The sequence below is a fragment of the Mucilaginibacter mali genome, assembly GCF_013283875.1.
Lineage (GTDB): Bacteria > Bacteroidota > Bacteroidia > Sphingobacteriales > Sphingobacteriaceae > Mucilaginibacter > Mucilaginibacter mali.
On record NZ_CP054139.1, the window covers coordinates 4,161,672 to 4,178,444 of the forward strand.

General features: G+C 37.9%; 18 protein-coding genes. All 18 read right to left on the reverse strand.

Annotation, left to right across the window (positions count from 1 at the left end; all coding sequences use genetic code 11):
- Positions 1-77: 77 nt before the first annotated feature.
- Positions 78-941: a hypothetical protein gene (locus tag HQ865_RS17395; RefSeq protein WP_173416126.1), complete on the reverse strand. Its 864-nt coding sequence runs from the start codon at positions 939-941 to the stop codon at positions 78-80.
- 3 nt (positions 942-944) lie between these two features.
- A complete protein-coding gene (locus HQ865_RS17400) occupies positions 945-1,955 on the reverse strand; it encodes a Gfo/Idh/MocA family protein (RefSeq protein WP_173416127.1) in 1,011 nt (336 codons plus the stop codon).
- A 34-nt stretch (positions 1,956-1,989) separates the two neighbouring features.
- Positions 1,990-3,123 (reverse strand): NAD-dependent epimerase/dehydratase family protein, encoded by a 1,134-nt coding sequence (locus tag HQ865_RS17405; RefSeq protein WP_173416128.1) that lies wholly within the window; start codon positions 3,121-3,123, stop codon positions 1,990-1,992.
- Positions 3,124-3,173: 50 nt separating this feature from the next.
- Positions 3,174-4,148: a hypothetical protein gene (locus HQ865_RS17410; protein ID WP_173416129.1), complete on the reverse strand. Its 975-nt coding sequence runs from the start codon at positions 4,146-4,148 to the stop codon at positions 3,174-3,176.
- Between the two features lie 2 nt (positions 4,149-4,150).
- On the reverse strand, positions 4,151-4,978 hold the full coding sequence (locus HQ865_RS17415; RefSeq protein WP_173416130.1) for a 6-hydroxymethylpterin diphosphokinase MptE-like protein: 828 nt from the start codon (positions 4,976-4,978) through the stop codon (positions 4,151-4,153).
- A 3-nt stretch (positions 4,979-4,981) separates the two neighbouring features.
- Complete coding sequence (locus HQ865_RS17420; protein ID WP_173416131.1) at positions 4,982-5,743, reverse strand: HpcH/HpaI aldolase family protein; 762 nt, start codon at positions 5,741-5,743, stop codon at positions 4,982-4,984.
- Positions 5,740-6,423: a cyclase family protein gene (locus tag HQ865_RS17425; RefSeq protein WP_173416132.1), complete on the reverse strand. Its 684-nt coding sequence runs from the start codon at positions 6,421-6,423 to the stop codon at positions 5,740-5,742. Before HQ865_RS17425 ends, HQ865_RS17420 begins: the two co-directional genes overlap by 4 nt.
- 5 nt (positions 6,424-6,428) lie before the next feature.
- The gene (locus tag HQ865_RS17430; protein ID WP_202020396.1) at positions 6,429-7,106 is read right to left on the reverse strand and encodes an acylneuraminate cytidylyltransferase family protein; all 678 of its coding nucleotides are present in this window, start codon (positions 7,104-7,106) and stop codon (positions 6,429-6,431) included.
- Positions 7,107-7,109: 3 nt separating this feature from the next.
- The gene (locus HQ865_RS17435; RefSeq protein WP_173416133.1) at positions 7,110-7,559 is read right to left on the reverse strand and encodes a YhcH/YjgK/YiaL family protein; all 450 of its coding nucleotides are present in this window, start codon (positions 7,557-7,559) and stop codon (positions 7,110-7,112) included.
- 1 nt (position 7,560) lies between these two features.
- Positions 7,561-8,316, reverse strand: coding sequence for an inositol monophosphatase family protein (locus tag HQ865_RS17440; RefSeq protein ID WP_173416134.1), 756 nt, complete (start codon positions 8,314-8,316; stop codon positions 7,561-7,563).
- Between the two features lie 53 nt (positions 8,317-8,369).
- Positions 8,370-9,131 carry an SDR family NAD(P)-dependent oxidoreductase gene (locus HQ865_RS17445; RefSeq protein ID WP_202020397.1) on the reverse strand — a complete coding sequence of 254 codons (762 nt, stop codon included), beginning with the start codon at positions 9,129-9,131 and terminating at the stop codon, positions 8,370-8,372.
- A gap of 11 nt (positions 9,132-9,142) precedes the next feature.
- Positions 9,143-9,748: a D-sedoheptulose-7-phosphate isomerase gene (locus HQ865_RS17450; protein WP_173416135.1), complete on the reverse strand. Its 606-nt coding sequence runs from the start codon at positions 9,746-9,748 to the stop codon at positions 9,143-9,145.
- Between the two features lie 28 nt (positions 9,749-9,776).
- Positions 9,777-10,769: a Gfo/Idh/MocA family protein gene (locus tag HQ865_RS17455; RefSeq protein ID WP_173416136.1), complete on the reverse strand. Its 993-nt coding sequence runs from the start codon at positions 10,767-10,769 to the stop codon at positions 9,777-9,779.
- Positions 10,759-11,691 (reverse strand): phosphoglycerate dehydrogenase, encoded by a 933-nt coding sequence (locus HQ865_RS17460; RefSeq protein WP_173416137.1) that lies wholly within the window; start codon positions 11,689-11,691, stop codon positions 10,759-10,761. Before HQ865_RS17460 ends, HQ865_RS17455 begins: the two co-directional genes overlap by 11 nt.
- A 241-nt stretch (positions 11,692-11,932) precedes the next feature.
- Entirely contained in the window at positions 11,933-13,141 is a 1,209-nt protein-coding gene (locus HQ865_RS17465; RefSeq protein ID WP_173416138.1) for a glycosyltransferase family 4 protein, read from the reverse strand.
- 42 nt (positions 13,142-13,183) lie between these two features.
- Entirely contained in the window at positions 13,184-14,263 is a 1,080-nt protein-coding gene (locus tag HQ865_RS17470; RefSeq protein ID WP_173416139.1) for a glycosyltransferase WbsX family protein, read from the reverse strand.
- A gap of 94 nt (positions 14,264-14,357) precedes the next feature.
- A complete protein-coding gene (locus HQ865_RS17475; protein ID WP_173416140.1) occupies positions 14,358-15,437 on the reverse strand; it encodes a glycosyltransferase WbsX family protein in 1,080 nt (359 codons plus the stop codon).
- Between the two features lie 164 nt (positions 15,438-15,601).
- A complete protein-coding gene (locus HQ865_RS17480; RefSeq protein WP_173416141.1) occupies positions 15,602-16,681 on the reverse strand; it encodes a glycosyltransferase family 4 protein in 1,080 nt (359 codons plus the stop codon).
- Positions 16,682-16,773: the final 92 nt, after the last annotated feature.

A 16,773-nucleotide genomic window follows, 5' to 3' on the forward strand; every position in this document is an offset into this window, starting at 1 on the left:
GAGCAAACGTTAATAAAAATGCCAGTAAAACGGGTATTTTAAAACTATTCATTTGCCCATACATTTTTTAACTGCGTTTATTTTTTGCTGTCAAAGTAATGAATGTTTTCCACCGTGTTTTGAATGTTGGCCTTTGATGATGCGCCAAAAAGTATTGATTCGATATTCGGCAAACCACAAACATATTCTATAGCTTCTTTAGGGGCTATCGCACCGCCTCCTAAAACCTGCATAGCCACCGCGCGAAATTTTCTGTTTTTAAGGTAGTCCTCATATATTTCTTTTCCGCCCGACATCCGGAAACCAACCTTATTGATAGACGAGCAGATGATAGGATTAGTAATACCTCCTTTTTCAAGCACATCCAACAGTTTTGGCATATTCATGGTTATAAACCCCGCGTCGGCGTTATATTTCTTTTTTACATAGTGATAATAAGCTATCAATACTTCATCGGCATTTAATCCTAAAAAAAGATCAGTGATAACGTTTTGCAAAAATATAACCGGTGTATCGATACCTTTAAACATTTTCATCTCAGCATCTACCAACAGTTCCATTATAGAAAGAAAATCCTTTGATAAAAATGCTACGCCACCTTTAAATAATGAACCAAAGAAATTGCCGGGAACATATTCTTTTAATGTGCCTACTATGCCCAATTCTGTTACCGCGTTAGCATATTTGTGGGCATAGGGCATACAAGGAAATATTTTAAACCCTTTATATTTTTCAGGCTGCGCCCTGATCACATCGCAAATTTTACTGATCCTATCATGTGTTGTACACATAAAGGTATTAATGCCGGCCTCCCGTGCATCATCCAATGTTTTTACTATAGCACTGTCATCTTTAAATTTAATTGACTGCGCTCTTGATTTTTCGTCAGAAATATGGTTAACAGCGAAAAACTGGTTATCACCAAAAAGTATTCTTTCCATTATTTACTTAGCACTGTTTTTAATTAATTCAATCGCCCTATCAGTATACCAAGCACTTTCAAAAGTGTTTATTTTATTTGGTGCTTTACCGGCAACAACATTTATAAAGTGATCCAACTGTGCCGAATATTCTTCGCCCCGTAAATAAAAATCTACTGTTGGTGTTAGGTCTGTTATATATTTCAAGTTCCAGCCCTCAGTATAACTAGCCAAACCGCTGGCATCCTTCAAATAAACTTTCAACTCATTCGCGTCTGATATGATCTTGCCTTTTGTTCCGTTGATGGTAATTGATGTCGACATTTTACGATAGGTCTCATCGCTCCAATTAACGGACAATATACCGCTTACATTATTTGATAATTGTAGCAGTGAATAAACAGCATCTTCCACATTTACCGAATATATAGATTTAAGCAAACTACCTTTTACAGATGAAACAGGGGCAAGTATATCATTAATAAGATCTATTACATGCGATGCATAGTCAAGCAAACAGCCTCCGCCTTCTGATGGGTCTGAGCGCCATGTTTCTTGCTTTGATTTAATAACTACCGGGCCGTATGCCTCTCCAACAAAATGATTTATCTGGCCAAGAACGCCGCTGTTTACCAGGCGTTTCACTTCGCCAAACGTACCAATAAATTTATTATGATAACCAACCTGATTAAATAATTGCCTGGCATTTGCCATTTTAACCAGTTCATCTCCCTGCGCTGATGTTAAGCAAAATGGTTTTTCGGCAAATACATGGATGTTTTTTTCTAACAAGTATTTAATTATGCTATAATGAAATTTTGTTGGTACAGCCACTATCACAGCTTCGGGCTTTACTTCATCTATCATTTTTTGATAATCGGTAAAGCATTTAAACTTACAGTAACGTGATAAAAAATCATTAACCATTTTTGATGTGTCGCACACACCAACTACCTCAACCATGGGATGAGCCCCAAGTATCGACAAATGGGAAATCCCCATTTTACCTGCACCTATTAATGCAATTTTAATCATTTATTTAAGTTTATCTATTTTAATACAATTACCGTTACTTTAGCAAACCTTTATCACGCATCTCACTCAGGGATCTTTCATAATTACTTTCGCTGTGCGCCTGTTGTTTTACCCATTGTACAAATTTGCCTATCCCTTCGCTAAACTGTACCTGCGGTGTTACCTGGAGCGTGTTTTGTAATAAACTGATATCAGCATAATTATGCCTAATATCGCCCAGTCTAAACATGCCGCTTACTTTATAAGGCACTTCTGTTTCAAAATGCTTCATTAAGGTTTTTGCTACTTCCAATACTGTTATCGGGATACTTGTACCTACGTTGAAAATCTTATTATTAGCCTCTTCTTTTTCAATACCGGCAATTGTTGCGTTCACAACATCATCAATATAAACAAAGTCTCGGCTTTCTAACCCATCTTCAAAAATGTTAATGTCTAACCCGGCTCTTATCCTGTTAGAGAAAATAGATAGTATGCCGGTATAAGGATTAGTTAATGATTGGCCAGGCCCATAAACATTTTGATAACGAAAGGCTACACCGGCAATACCTATGGAACTACAAACATTCATTACCAATTGCTCCTGCACCTGTTTTGTTATACCATATACCGATGATGGATGGATCTTAGAATTTTCATCCGTAGCCGTTAACGACAGTGAACCCGCGCCGGGGTAATTAACTTCAAAATTGCCTGCTTTCATTTCCGCACCGTTACGATGATCAGGGTATACGGGGCCTAATGCATCGCTAAGATATTTTCCTTCGCCGTAGATGGACCTGCTTGATGCGATCACTACTTTGTTAACGTTATTCGGCGTATTTACAAGCATATCAAGCATTATAGCTGTACCTTGTATGTTTACTTCGGTATAACGCTCTATTTCATACATAGATTGCCCCGTCCCCGTTTCGGCGGCAAAATGCACGATCACATCTTGTCCGGCTATGGCTTTTTCCCAGTCTGCTTTAACAGTTACGGATCCTTTTATAAACTCTAATTTATCTTTTATCGATATAAATAAAGGGGATGTCTTTTCGGGATTAGTGCCATGTATTTGCGGCGACAAATTGTCCAAGATCCTCACGCTATAACCTTTAGAAAGTAAGCGTAAGGCTAAATTAGATCCAATAAAACCGGCACCGCCTGTTATTAATATATTCTTCATGTGATATTATGCTACAAAAAACTATTATTTGGTAACGGTAAGCTATTATGTTACTTTCCTATCAGATCCTCAATAAAGCTATGTATATCGCGTACCTTTGCCACAAGATCATTGTTCTTTAGCCTGTTATAGCTTTTAACAAGATCCTCTTCGTTATCGTTAATATTAAATATCAACGAATTTGTATCGTTGAAGTACTTACTCCTGCTTAAATAGGTGTTATTTGAAATGATCTTCGTTTGCATATTAATTGCTTCATAACACCGTATCGTAATACCTGTTTGCCTGTGATGGGCATAATCAATAGTAACACCCGAAGTTTTTATTACATCGTTATAATCGCTATACTTCAAAGGCTTAAAGTGAATATATTTCCAATATTTTAAATATAATAATGGATTTTTTACGAAATTCACTAAGAATGTCAATATATTTTGTTCAAATATATAAATAAAATAGCTATTTGGTTTTAATATATTAATAACTTTATTTAAATATTTTAAACGTTGTGAATGATTTCGTACCAACGCCGAAATTTCGTACCTTATCTCTTTAATATCTGTATTGACCGGTGTTGAAGAAAACAACTCTACAACAGGGACATTATAATTATCGCCATCCTTGTAATCAAAAGTATAATATGAGGTAGCTAATTTATACCACTTTATCGGTGAAGGGTTATATTTGAATGAATCGTAATTATAACCAACCACTTGCGTCGCATGCTTTTTTAATAGTTCTATTAAGCTGGCACTAATACCACGCCCTTTAATAATAAGTACCACATCATAATACTTGTTATCCAGATAATGTTCAGCGAGGTATTTGCTTGTACTCGAAAAAATATATGGGACCTGTAATTTCCCCAGAATTTTGCCTAAAGCGCCTTCGGGGTATTCATGATTAGCCACTGTTACCTGGTAGCCCAGATCGGTTAATGCTATGCGAACATGTTTTTCAAAAGAATAAAAATCTTTTTGTATAATAAGCAAGCAAGATCTTTGAGGATTGCCAGACAATGCCATTGTTATTTTGTAAATAAAGAATAATAGTCAACCTTTTCAAAAACGTTTAGTTTACCTCCAATAGTCGCGTCTTTTATAATGCGGCCATCATTTTCGAATGCGGTACGGGCCAATCTATATGCATACTCTTCGGTCTCCAGATCGGGAGCAAACCATTTCATACCAGGCTTATAGTAGCCTTTTATAAAATGATTATCTTCCTGTCCATCGCTCTTAATGGCAGTACCGGTCTTTTCGGATGTGTTATAGGAATGATCTTTACCAATAAGGTAAACTTCAGAAAAGCCCATATAATATGCCAGTTGGATAGCTAAATAGGTTACAGACCGACCGGTGCCGTATCCTTCGCGGGCCAGATCCGTGGAAAAACTTGGCGATAGCTTATCCCTTACAAAATGTTGATTGTCTGAACGTTTAAACTTATTGCGTATCTCCCAGTTATAAAAGCAATCTATTTCTACATTATTATAATCATCAAAGAATTGCAAAAGCTGGGCTTGCATATCTACACAGGCCAGATAATCAGGCATAAATCCGTTCTGCCCTTTCATCATGTATATGCGGTTCAGTCCTATAGAATGATCATCTTTCAATAATGAAAAGTCGATCTTTTTCAGGCTGGGGCCATTAGCAATTATAAAGCACCGCTTGCCTTTATGGATATCTTTGAATTTTTCGATACCAGCCCGGTTCTTTACAGTGAAATGGAATGGGAAATCCCAATATATTTTTTCAGGCACATCTTTTATTCTTCTCCAGATCGCTTTTAAGATCCTTTGAGCTGTTATATCTGTGCGTTTTAAAGTGCGGAGGCGTTTAAGGTTTTCCATGTTCTATTTCAATTTGCTCATTTCATTATATGCATTGCGCCCCATGAAGAGGAAATCAGTACTGAAAGCTATTAAATTATATCCAGATCGCATTTTTTCGGTAACCAGATCAATATTGGGTTCAATAACATGGTATCCCATTGATATTTGGTTGGTCTGACATATTTTCTCTACCCGGTTCAATGCTTCAATAACTTGCGGATCATTATACTGGCCCGGGATACCCAGCGAGCCTGACAGATCATAAGGGCCAATAAAAACGGCATCGATACCAGGAGTATTTACTATGGCTTCCAGGTTGTTTACCCCCTCGATATGTTCGATCTGGGCGATGATCACCTGGCCGTTCTCAACCCAATCTTTGTACCCTTCAAAATTGAACCCATAGCGCTGGGCCCTGTTCAGGCCCACCCCACGTTTGCCAATAGGTGGATATTTGGCATATTCAACAGCTTTTTTCGCGTCGTCGGCCGTACAGGTCATTGGTATGATAATACCATCGGCACCCGAATCAAGTACTCTTTTGATCACTACTTCTTCATTCTTGGATACCCTTACCAAAGCTGCCATATTTCTTGCCTGGATAAATCCAATAAGTACCTGGGCCTCATTAAGATCTATCGCTGTATGCTCAAGGTCGATACATAGCCAGTCGAATCCGGCTTCAGCAAGTATGTCCACTACTGCCTGATGCCCTATAGTTATCCAGGAACCAATAGTATTTTCCCGTTTCCTTAATTTATCTTTTAATAATGTATTTTTCATAATTCATTCTTCAATTCGGCAATTACCGTAACCGCCCCCCCGTTACCGTCTTCAGCAAATATTGGCGCCACAATAACTTTAATAACATCACCATTTATGCTTTCAAGTGCCATATCCTCTATCACCAATATAGTATTTCTTCCTTCTGTAGGGCACAGAAACTTTTGATGGCTTATCCTGCCTTCCGGTCGGAAATTCCATGATGTAAGCGAAATAAAATCAAACCCTACACATCGTAGTTTAGGGAAATTTTGCCTGAAATAATTAGCCAGTTCCCCATTCAGGCCCGGGTTGTCGTTCCAGTACTTGTCTTTTCCGCGATGTACTTCGTAGCCAGTACGGATCAGCAATAACTCAGTATCGGCATCCACATTGGGTTTTACCTTCTCAAATTCTTTAACGCCGATCAGCACCCCGGTACTACAGCTAATATCAACTACTGTTACCCGTTCGTATATAAATTCGCCAATCGGGATATCCTGCAATTTTTGCCCGGTAGCCGAAAAATGCCGTGCCGAATCGATATGTGTACCGATATGGTTATTAGAGAAGATCCAGCACGATGAATTGGCTGTGTCGCCCTTTAGTATTGACGAATTATCGCGGATAAACACCCTATCCCTATTACCATAGGCCGGGGTGTCTTGTGTGATAATATGCGATAAACGTATATAAGCCATATTTTTTACAGGCGCCCTGCCATTTTTTCGTTCAGTAAAAACTCCGCCCAATAAAAATCTTCCATATCATCAATATCAGCTGCCTCTAGCTTATCTATGGGGAACATTATTGGATCAGACCCCATACGGCTTTTTGTTCGCTCGTTCGCCTCGCGTGAGAATATATATATGCATGAATTCTCATGATAGATCGGTTGAAGATCTTGCGTTCTGATCAGTTTACGCGGATCGTGATTAACCCCGCTGCCATCAGGCCAGTAATAGCGTTGTTTTATTTCAGTGACCGAAAACAAAGCATCATGCTTAGTTTGTGAGAAAAAAAGCTCGATAGCTTTATTGATGGTACCGGTAGTAATTAACGGATTCGTACTATGTGTCTGCAGGAAAAAATCACCGTCTGTTTGCGACATGTCGTACTCTATCAAAGGCTGTATGGTTACCATTTCGCCAAATAAAAATTCGGGACGTTTTAATATCGTTACATCAAAATTGTCTGTCGCTTCCTTGGCTATTTCTTCAGAATCTGTGTTGATAATGATCTCGCTGATATACGGGCTGGCCGATAGTGTTTCCATTATCCAATGAAAGCACGGTTTCCCCGCTAAGGGGCGCATGTTTTTCCTTGGTACTCTTTCCGAGTTCCCTTTCATCGGTACTAACGCTTTTATTTTGGGTATGTTCATAAATCAAATACTAACCTTAATAACTATCTTCCTGATCAGCGTTGGCTCATCAGTACAAAAAACGGGCGCATGAGCATCGGTAGGGTAAAATATCGAGAATACCCCATCGCCAATGATCACTTCACCTTGTTTTTCTGTCCATTTATAAAATGTTACATCTTTAACAAGATCGTACTCGGTATATGGTGTTAACCTGCTCAAATGCGACCATGGTATCCGCTCGGTACCTTTTATACAATATTGAATATCGATCAAATTTCTATGCGCTTCATAACCGAAAGTATTTTGATAATTGGTCTCATACTCCATTACCAGCGCCTTTGCTGTGGCCGTTAAGGGGTATTCGCCCAATTCAATATCGGGCGACGAATTTTTTATAAATAATAATCCCTGGTAAAAATCATTATTTACCGATCTGTAAAACTCTATGTTCTCTAACGAGTCAATTATCATATTAAACTATGCCGTTGGTAGCGTAAACATTTAAATAGTGTTTTCCTTTTCCCATAGGGTATTCTGCTTTGCCACCGGCAGCGATCAGTATGGCCAAACCAGCGGCAACGTCCCATATGGCTATATTTTTCTCTTTGTAGGCTTCTATACTCCCCTTTGCCACGTGTACTAACGATAAGGCCGCCGATCCAAGTAATCTTACCTTTTTATACTGCTGTACGTCATCAATAAACAGGTTCAAGCTTTCCTTATCCTGATCGGAGTAAACAGGGAAACCTGTTGCCAGTATGCTTACCTTTTTTTCACTAATACTGCTAACATTTATGGGAATCCCGTTGCAAGCAGCGTATTGACCAACTATGCCGGTATACATTTGGTCATGTATAAAGTCATATATCACGCCCAGTACCGGCTCATTATCTTTCCATAGTCCTATAGAAACCCCGCATATATCTATCTGGCGCGAAAAATTAAGGCTGCCATCAAGTGGGTCAACTATCCAAAAATAACCGCTATCGTTATCCTTTGTTATGTAGCCTGATTCTTCGCTAAGGATATTATGGGTTGAACCCGCCAGCAATATATCTGTTATCATTTTTTCTGAAAGTACATCGGCTTCCAGTTTTATGTCTTTATTAATACTGCTGTTCACAATTATAGGCTGTTGCTTGCATTTTAATAAAAATGCACCAGCCTCGTGCGCAGCTTTAACGGCAAGTGATAATTCGTGTTCAAAGGATTGTTCGTTCGCTCTCAATGTGCTGCGCTTATAGTTTACAGTAAATGTTCGATATCAAGTGTGTATCTTTATTATATATTGGTGTAACCACCATCAACAATTATATTTTGTCCTGTTAAATAAGTATTAAGATCGCTACTTAAAAAAAGCACTACATTAGCTATCTCAACCGGGTCGGCCATGCGGTTCACCGGTATAGCTTCACTTAATTTTTTAATCTCCTCAGGGGTATTGGTAGCAGCTGTAAGTTCGGTAAGTGTAAAACCAGGACCAACCGCATTCACTAAAATGTTATCCTTACCTAGTTCAATAGCCAGTGTTGTAGTAAGACCGGCCATTGCATATTTATTAGCCGTGTATATAGAGCGCCCCGATCGGGTTATCCTGCTCCATATCGATGTAATATTCACGATCCGGCCATACTGGTTCTTTTTCATCAGCTTGCTTACTTCCCTGCAAAGTATGTAAGGGCCTTTCACGTTAACATTCCCAAGCAGATCAAAATCGCCATCGGTGGTTTCTGTGTTAACAATTATTTTGTTTATACCTGCGTTATTGACCAGGATGTCGACCTTTTGTAAGGTGCTGATATAAGCCAATGCTGCATTTATCGATCCATGATCGGTAAGATCCAATTGTAAATAAGAAACACGGCTAGAAGTATTATTTCTTTTTAACTCTTCTATCTTATCAGTTTGTGTACCTGTGATAATAACTGATGCCCCGGCATCCAAAAATCTGTCGGCAATAGCCTGACCTATACCACGTGTACTGCCTGTAATTAATGCAACCTTATCGGTAAGATCTAACTTTATGTTTGATTGGCTTAGCACTGGCTTGGATATTAATTTTCAGTAAGTGCCAGGAACTCCTCATCGGTTGAAAGATAATTCACTATCACATGGTTCAATATCATATGAATATCTTCAATCGGGCCGTAATCGCCTTTAGGGTTTGGCGTATACAACGGCACTTTAGCCAGATCCTTTAATTTACCGCCTAAAAACCCTATAAAAGCGATAGTATTACCCCCTATAGAATTGGCATATTCAACAGCTTTTACCAGGTTGGGCGAATTGCCGCTTGCTGATATTGCGATCAGAACATCATTGGGCTTAAAACGGCCCCGCATTTGCTCAACAAAAATGTCGTCGAATGAGGTATCATTACCTACGGCGGTTATAATGGGTACATTATCTGTAAGTGCTATAATATTGGGGCGAAATTTTGTAAAATAGCGAACAAAAAAACTAAAATCTGCCTGCATATGCGATGCCGTAGCGGCGCTGCCACCGTTGCCAACTACATAAATAGTATTTTTACTTTTAAATGCAGCTATCATTACATCTATCACCTGTGTAAGTACGGTGGCGTCTATCTGCTCTAATATCTCATCCAATTTTTTCCTATAATTTTCGAGATAATTCTTTGTTTTTTCTGAATTGCCCATCAGTTATATGCTATTACTTGTTATTTAATTAAAAGTCTTTTTGCGCGTAAATATCGTCTATTATCGTCATCAGTTTCAATGCATCTTCTGAATTACCTATTTTAACAGGAACATCACTTTCTATCGCATCCAGGAAATGATTCATTTCATATCGCCAGCTGTTGTTATCGATATATTTGGTTACTACTTCATCTTTCCAGGTTGCGGCAGGTGCTGTCGATCTGTTTTTGGCAATGGATAATGTTTCTTCACCATATGACATGGATGAGGTAATCAGCCCGTTTAAAACCATGTAGCCTTTTTCCAAAAATATTTCAAGTGAAAACAAATGCCTCCATTGCGACATTGTTGAGTGCAATGACGCTACGCGCCCGGACTTTGAATCTTTAAGGATAACAAATGCATTATCCTCAACATCCATATGCCAATAAAGGTTAGATACTTCTGCTTTAACTATATCGTAATCTCCCGACAGGTAAAGAAACAGGTCAAGCATATGTATGCCCTGATCAATAAGTATTCCGCCACCGGCCAGATCCTTTTTCGCCCGCCATTGATTAAAATAATCTTCTGTCACACTTTTTCCATACCGGCCTCTTAACCATAATACCTGGCCGTAAGTACCACTATCGATCATTTCTTTCATGTACATTATACTATCATGATGGCGATGATTGAAGCCGTACATTAATTTCTTGCCGCTATTTTTTTCGGCTTCTCTTATTTCTTTAACATCAGCTGCCGTAAAAGCCGGCGGCTTTTCACAAAAAACATGTTTGCCGGAATTTAGCGCCCTTATGGTCAGGTCTTTATTTAAGAAATTAGGGGTGCAAACAAATATGATATCTATATCAGGATGAGCTATGACCGACTCGTGATCCAAATTAGGTAAATTTTCATGCCGATGTGCAGGATCAGGTTCAGAGATCGCTATTACATTACCCCGTTTTATTTCATCGATAGCCTTATGGCGGATCTTACCCATTATACCATAACCGATTATACCAATATTATGCCTCATTTGTTGTATTTAGTTTTTCTATCAAATTTTTCACCGCGTCTATCTCCATATTTAACTTCCCTTCTTCAGCGTAGGAGCCTAAATGTGGTGTCAAAATAATATTTTCTAATTCGCACAATGCCCCTGTATAAGGTTCTACAGAAAAAACGTCAACAGCCGCGCCGGCCAGTTTGTGTGATCTTAAAGCATCGTATAAGGCCTGCTCATCTACAATACCGCCGCGCGAGATATTAATTAAAAAAGATGTTGGCCTAATTATGTCAAGTTCTTTTTGGCCGATCATAGGTGTTTTATCTGCATTACCCGGCGCATGCAGTGTTATGATATCTGCTTTTGCAAGTAATGTCTCAAGATCATACAGCGAAACGTTTTGGGATCTGCACCATTCAGCATCTGGATAAGGGTCGCATCCGATAACAGTGTTACCTATCCCGGTAAAAAATTCAGATACCTTCCGGCCAATACGCCCTAAACCTATCACACCTACAATTTTATCTTGAATAAGGTTCCCGATCTGTTTTTTCCAAACCTTATTCTTCATGTCACTATCGGCCTGGGGTATTTTACGCAGGAGTGCAAATGTCATAGCTAAGGTTAGCTCAGCAACACCCCTTGTTGGGCCATCCGGAGTATTTACAACGACAATGCCTTTTTTTGTGGCATATTCTATATCTACGCTATCCATACCAACTCCAACCCTGCTAATGCATTTTAACTTAGGCAGCGCATCCATCACTTTTTTTGAAAGCGTTTCAACACCAGCAACTATACCCACACAATCGGCAGCAAGTTCTATTACTTCGTCTTCGGTAAGTTTACGGCCGTATGGATTATTAATTATTTCATATCCATTCTCTCTCAGCAGGTCAAACGGCTTATCACCTACTTGCCCGAAGGATGAAGGGGAGGTTAATATTTTCATAGTATATATATGTAGTAGCAGATGTTAATTTAAACCAATAACTTATAAACATTATTGGCGTTAAATCGTCTTATTGCAAAAATAGCATTTTGATATATAATTTATGTTATTTAATGCCATTAAATGAGATAAATAATGCAACTTTTTTACTGTTTAAAGAAAGTATTTTCAATATAAAGTGTGTATTATTAACATTTAGCAAAAACTTTACAAAAAACAAGCTACAAGTTAATTTATGAGACTATAAATTTTGCACTAATTCATCGTATATAATAAAAAGCTGGCCGGTTATTTTTTCCCATGAGTAGTTCTCATCTGCATGCCGCCTTATCTTTTCCCCCAATTCCGCATCATTATATTTTCCCGATCTAAAGTACAGATCTAATGTTTTCAGCAGGTCCTCGTCTTTATCATAAGTTAACCCGGTTTCGCCTTCCAAAATATCTTCAGGGATACCACCTGTTTGGGGGGCAATTACAAATGTTCCCAATCTGTACGCCAAAAATAATACTCCGCTTTGAAATATAAATTTATAAGGTAAACATAACACATCGGCCGCTGCAAAAAAAGTTTCTATTTCCTGGTTACTTATAAATTCTAAATGCAAAGAAACGCTCGCTTTAATACTATCGTCGTTTAATTTATCACTTATCTCGGCCCTATATTCGTTGAGCCCTTTTCTAAAATTACCGGCAATAAGAAGTTTTATGTTATTATCTGTTCTGCTCAATTCGGCAACTGCATCAATTAAAACTTCGATGTTTTTATACGGGCTTATATTACCAAAAAACAACACTATCTTGTCAGTTGCTTTTAAGCCAAGTTGCATGCGTGCACTATTTTTTGTTTTGTGGGCGAACGGAACAAAATTATTTACGCCATGACTTATGATCTTGATCTTTTGAGCCGGTATACCAAGATCGGTAAGCAAGCCCTTAGTAAAATTATTATGTACGATAAAAATATCTACATTATTATAAAAATAGCGTTTAGTAAAGTTTAACGTAACATGGTAGTTTTTTCCGGAACTGTTTAACAACAACCTGCTGCTAATATCGTGTACTTTATAGACAAGCATTTGCCGGCGGACCTTTTTGATTATAAAAGGCAATATTAGTTCTTCAAAGCCTACGAACTGACTATTTAACCATTCTATATGTATAATTGATGACCGGTTAAAACATAAATAAGGTATTAATTTAAAATAATACCAGACCCATCGTGACGCCTTACCGATCTTCTGTTTGCTTACTTTCCTTAAAAAAGGTTTAAAATGAAAATTGGGAGAATCATAAAATCCATGTTTTTCGCCCGCTGGTCTATCACTATCTATGATATCTATGTGATATGCCCTGGTTTTATAAAGTCCGGATAATATACCGTATAAATAATCAAATTGATGTCCGCTATATAAAAGGGAGATACGGTCTTTTCTTTTTTTTATAAACATGATAACTGTATAGATAAAACAAGCAGCGCTAACCGGCTATTACTAAAAAAGGACCTCTTTTAAAGCATTTAAATATCCGTGTCCATGAACCAGATCAGGCTCAACGTAATTACCCTCGGCCCATTCATTCCATGATTTTAAAAAAACTATTTTGTGTTCATCGCTTTTATTGCTGATCAGTTTCATACAATCTTCCAAATGCTCTTTAAATAGCTCGGGGGTGCTATCGGTGTAAATAACCGAACGCCTGCCAGACCTGGGCGAATTATCCCATTGCGGCATTATGCTTGGATACACATTTTCATTACTATCATAAGATGTAAAGATGTTTTTAATGATAGCTTTATAGTCATATCTATTCAGCAGCAATCCGCCTAATTTTATCATTATTTTAAGGCGAAGTTTATACAACAGGCGCCCTTGTATCTTTTGATACGCGTTAGCGGTACCAATAGTATTGATACCATTAAATCCCTGGCTAAATATTTTTTCTGCCTGCATAACAGGATCTGATGTAACGCCGACAAAATAGATACCTTTTAAACCATTTTTTATAGCCAATTCATTCCACAAGTCGGTATAGAACTTACCATCCGGTATATTCAGCGGCCGATATACAACAAATAAAGGTTTCCCATCCACATGTATGTATCGCTTATCCTTAAAAGCATCAAGTACTGCGTAAAAGTGCTTTTCATAATCATCCTTACCGGGATATGTTTGCTCCATTAATACTTTGTCCGGGTTACCCAACCATATGCCTGACCATGTTTCGTTAGCCCAAGCCAGGCAAAATGGATAATCAGGCTTGCCTGATTTCAATACTTCGTTAAAAGGGCGCTCAATAAGTCTTTTCCCTGCCCACCAATAGTGCCAATAAGCAAATCCTTCCACACCTGCATTACGGGCTAATTCTACTTGTGCCTCCCTTGTTTCGGGCACCCGCAAATCGTAATAACCCAAATCGGCGGGTACGCGGGGTTGATAATGGCCTTTAAACAATTGTTTAGCCCTGCCAACATTGGTCCATTCGGTAAAACCTTTACCCCACCATTCGTCATTTTCGGGTATTGGGTGAAATTGGGGTAAATAAAATGCTATCACTCTGGCCTTAGTATCCATAGATCAATATATACTTCGAGTTTTTGTTATTAAAAATGTTTTAAAATAGAGTTGGCAATACTTAAAAGATAATCGGCTACCTAATATTTATACTTTAAATACCATCGGATTTTGCCGCTTTTATCGCACTTTGTAAAGCCTCTAATATACCATATTTGTATTTCTTATCCGGCTCTAATGTATTTCCTTCGGCCCATTCGTTCCAGGCGTTAATGAAAAGGTATTCTGAATGATATACTTTTTTACTTCGTACAATTTGCTTTATCATGTACGATCTGAACCGCGCCAAGCTAAAACCTAAAAAAATGATGGGGGCAGTGGGTCTCCTCGCATGGTTATCCCAATTTACAAAAGCGCCAGGATATAGTTTTTTATCAGTCACCAAAGGCTTGCGGTTAATTATTAAATGCCAAAAGTAGCTATATGAATTAAACACAGGTTTAACTTTATGTGATGTTAGTGTGCCCAGTTTTTTTACCACCTTATACCAAAAAGGTAAAAAATTATAGGTATATGTGGGCTCATATTCAACCAGTGCTTCCGTTCTCTTTAAAATACCAGTTGTTTGAAACGGACTTAACGTTTCTATAAAATAAATACCGGTAAGGCCATTTTCAACTGCCAGTTGATCCCAGCGATCGATCATATTATTGGCTTCGGCAAAATCCAGTGGCCTGTTAAACATAAAAACGGGCTTTCCATTTATTTTAATATAACGCTCGTCTTTAAAGTAAGGCAACAAGAAATAGAAATGTTTTTCCCAATCGGGCAGGCTACCATAAGTTTGCTCAAGTAAAATATCTTTTTTTTCCACCCAGGTCCTTGTCCACGAGTGGTTAGCCCATGAGAAGCAAAAAGGAAGATCTATATCCTTATTGGCTAAGTATATTTCAAGCGGTTTTTCCAATAGTTGCCTGCCTTTAAACCAGTAATGATAAAAGCAAAAACCGTAGATGCCATATTTTTTTGCAAGATCTGCCTGCCACAAAAGCGCATCCTTATCTAATAAGTTGTAATAATTATTGTCTAAAGGCTCTTTCGGCTGATAGTGACCTTTGTAAGCTGGTTTACATTTTTTAGTGTTGGTCCACTCTGTAAACCCTTCTCCCCACCATTCATCGTTTTCTGGTATCGGATGAAATTGCGGCAGGTGGAATGCTATTATTTTAACCATACTTTATTTAACAGTTGCTCGATAATACATTGTAATCTTTTTAATTTGACCGTTGTATATCATTTGCTTTCTCACCACCTATTATCTGGCAACCAATTAAACAGCTAATCCGATGTTGGTATTATTACACTATTTACAGGAAATGATTAAGATTCTTGTGCAATTTAGCATAATTTATAATAAATATCTAAATTTTTCATGTAAGTAGCCATTTCATGATTATGCAAAACAAATTTATTTGCATTTCGGCTTATGGAGGATAGTTCTTCGGTATTACTAAGTATATATTTCAATTTATCGCTCAAACCATTTTCATCGCCCCTTTTAACCACGTAGCCGGTTTGCTTATTTATTACAACCGTTGAAATAGAGGCATCGTCAGATACCAATGCCACACACCCGGCAGCCATTGCTTCAATTATGGCTATAGGTAAACCTTCGCTATGTATGGATGGCAATAAAAATATATCCCCGCCTTTTAGCGCTTCCCACTTCTTTTCTCCCGCTGCCACACCATGATATGAATAAGAAAGCCCCTTTATGGAATTTAATCCATTTAAAAATGCTTCGGTCTCGGAGCCAGCCCCATAAACATCTAAATGAAAATCGTTAAAATACTTTTCCATCTTTTCCAAACAGTGTAGTATTACAAATACTCCTTTAGATTTTACAATGCGGCCTAAAAAGATCAATTTTAGTGGTTTGTTGAATTCGCGTTTATTGGTTTTCAGGCTTGGCGGAATATCAATTGCATTAATCAAAATATGCGAATTGGTTTGGTAAGTATCGTCGACCTGGCGTTTTTCAAGCCCACTCAAAACTATCACCAGATCGGCCTTTTTGGTAATGCTCCGTATCATTTTAAAGTAAATAGAGTTTACAGGTGGAGGTTGCATTAAAAAAAAGCCGCCATGTATATGAAATAGTGTTTTTTTACGAAATACCTTTTTTGCTATAATAAATACGATATAATCTCTTATAACAGAAGCCTTTTCTAAACCAGTATTGAGGTGAACCAGATCTATTTTATTTCGTAAAAGCTTTAAAATTACGGTGGGGATCAGTATTAACTGGTTGATGTACCATTCGAGATTCGATTTCTTTTGGTGGTCGGTCTTTCCAAGCTTTAAATGAATGAATTTATCACCATCAAATTTATTTGATATGATATTCTTAACAAGAGATGATATGCCGCTGACATTTTCATTCTCGTTTAACGACGGAGAAGTTATCAATATATTCATATTAAGGGGGCATACCCGGATAATAAATATATTTTTACATATTTATTCGCAACCCGAATACTCTGCTAAAATAATTATAAAAAACCTAATAA

What these genes read in the sequence shown, in the direction of transcription:
- HQ865_RS17400 (WP_173416127.1), bottom strand. Translation starts at nt 1,955, where the DNA reads ATGATTAAAATTGCATTAATAGGTGCAGGTAAAATGGGGATTTCCCAT.
- HQ865_RS17420 (WP_173416131.1), bottom strand. Translation starts at nt 5,743, where the DNA reads ATGAAAAATACATTATTAAAAGATAAATTAAGGAAACGGGAAAATACT.
- HQ865_RS17475 (WP_173416140.1), bottom strand. Translation starts at nt 15,437, where the DNA reads ATGGTTAAAATAATAGCATTCCACCTGCCGCAATTTCATCCGATACCA.
- HQ865_RS17460 (WP_173416137.1), bottom strand. Translation starts at nt 11,691, where the DNA reads ATGAAAATATTAACCTCCCCTTCATCCTTCGGGCAAGTAGGTGATAAG.
- HQ865_RS17450 (WP_173416135.1), bottom strand. Translation starts at nt 9,748, where the DNA reads ATGGGCAATTCAGAAAAAACAAAGAATTATCTCGAAAATTATAGGAAA.
- HQ865_RS17455 (WP_173416136.1), bottom strand. Translation starts at nt 10,769, where the DNA reads ATGAGGCATAATATTGGTATAATCGGTTATGGTATAATGGGTAAGATC.
- HQ865_RS17405 (WP_173416128.1), bottom strand. Translation starts at nt 3,123, where the DNA reads ATGAAGAATATATTAATAACAGGCGGTGCCGGTTTTATTGGATCTAAT.
- HQ865_RS17435 (WP_173416133.1), bottom strand. Translation starts at nt 7,559, where the DNA reads ATGATAATTGACTCGTTAGAGAACATAGAGTTTTACAGATCGGTAAAT.
- HQ865_RS17395 (WP_173416126.1), bottom strand. Translation starts at nt 941, where the DNA reads ATGGAAAGAATACTTTTTGGTGATAACCAGTTTTTCGCTGTTAACCAT.
- HQ865_RS17425 (WP_173416132.1), bottom strand. Translation starts at nt 6,423, where the DNA reads ATGGCTTATATACGTTTATCGCATATTATCACACAAGACACCCCGGCC.
- HQ865_RS17480 (WP_173416141.1), bottom strand. Translation starts at nt 16,681, where the DNA reads ATGAATATATTGATAACTTCTCCGTCGTTAAACGAGAATGAAAATGTC.
- HQ865_RS17410 (WP_173416129.1), bottom strand. Translation starts at nt 4,148, where the DNA reads ATGGCATTGTCTGGCAATCCTCAAAGATCTTGCTTGCTTATTATACAA.
- HQ865_RS17470 (WP_173416139.1), bottom strand. Translation starts at nt 14,263, where the DNA reads ATGGATACTAAGGCCAGAGTGATAGCATTTTATTTACCCCAATTTCAC.
- HQ865_RS17465 (WP_173416138.1), bottom strand. Translation starts at nt 13,141, where the DNA reads ATGTTTATAAAAAAAAGAAAAGACCGTATCTCCCTTTTATATAGCGGA.
- HQ865_RS17415 (WP_173416130.1), bottom strand. Translation starts at nt 4,978, where the DNA reads ATGGAAAACCTTAAACGCCTCCGCACTTTAAAACGCACAGATATAACA.
- HQ865_RS17430 (WP_202020396.1), bottom strand. Translation starts at nt 7,106, where the DNA reads ATGAACATACCCAAAATAAAAGCGTTAGTACCGATGAAAGGGAACTCG.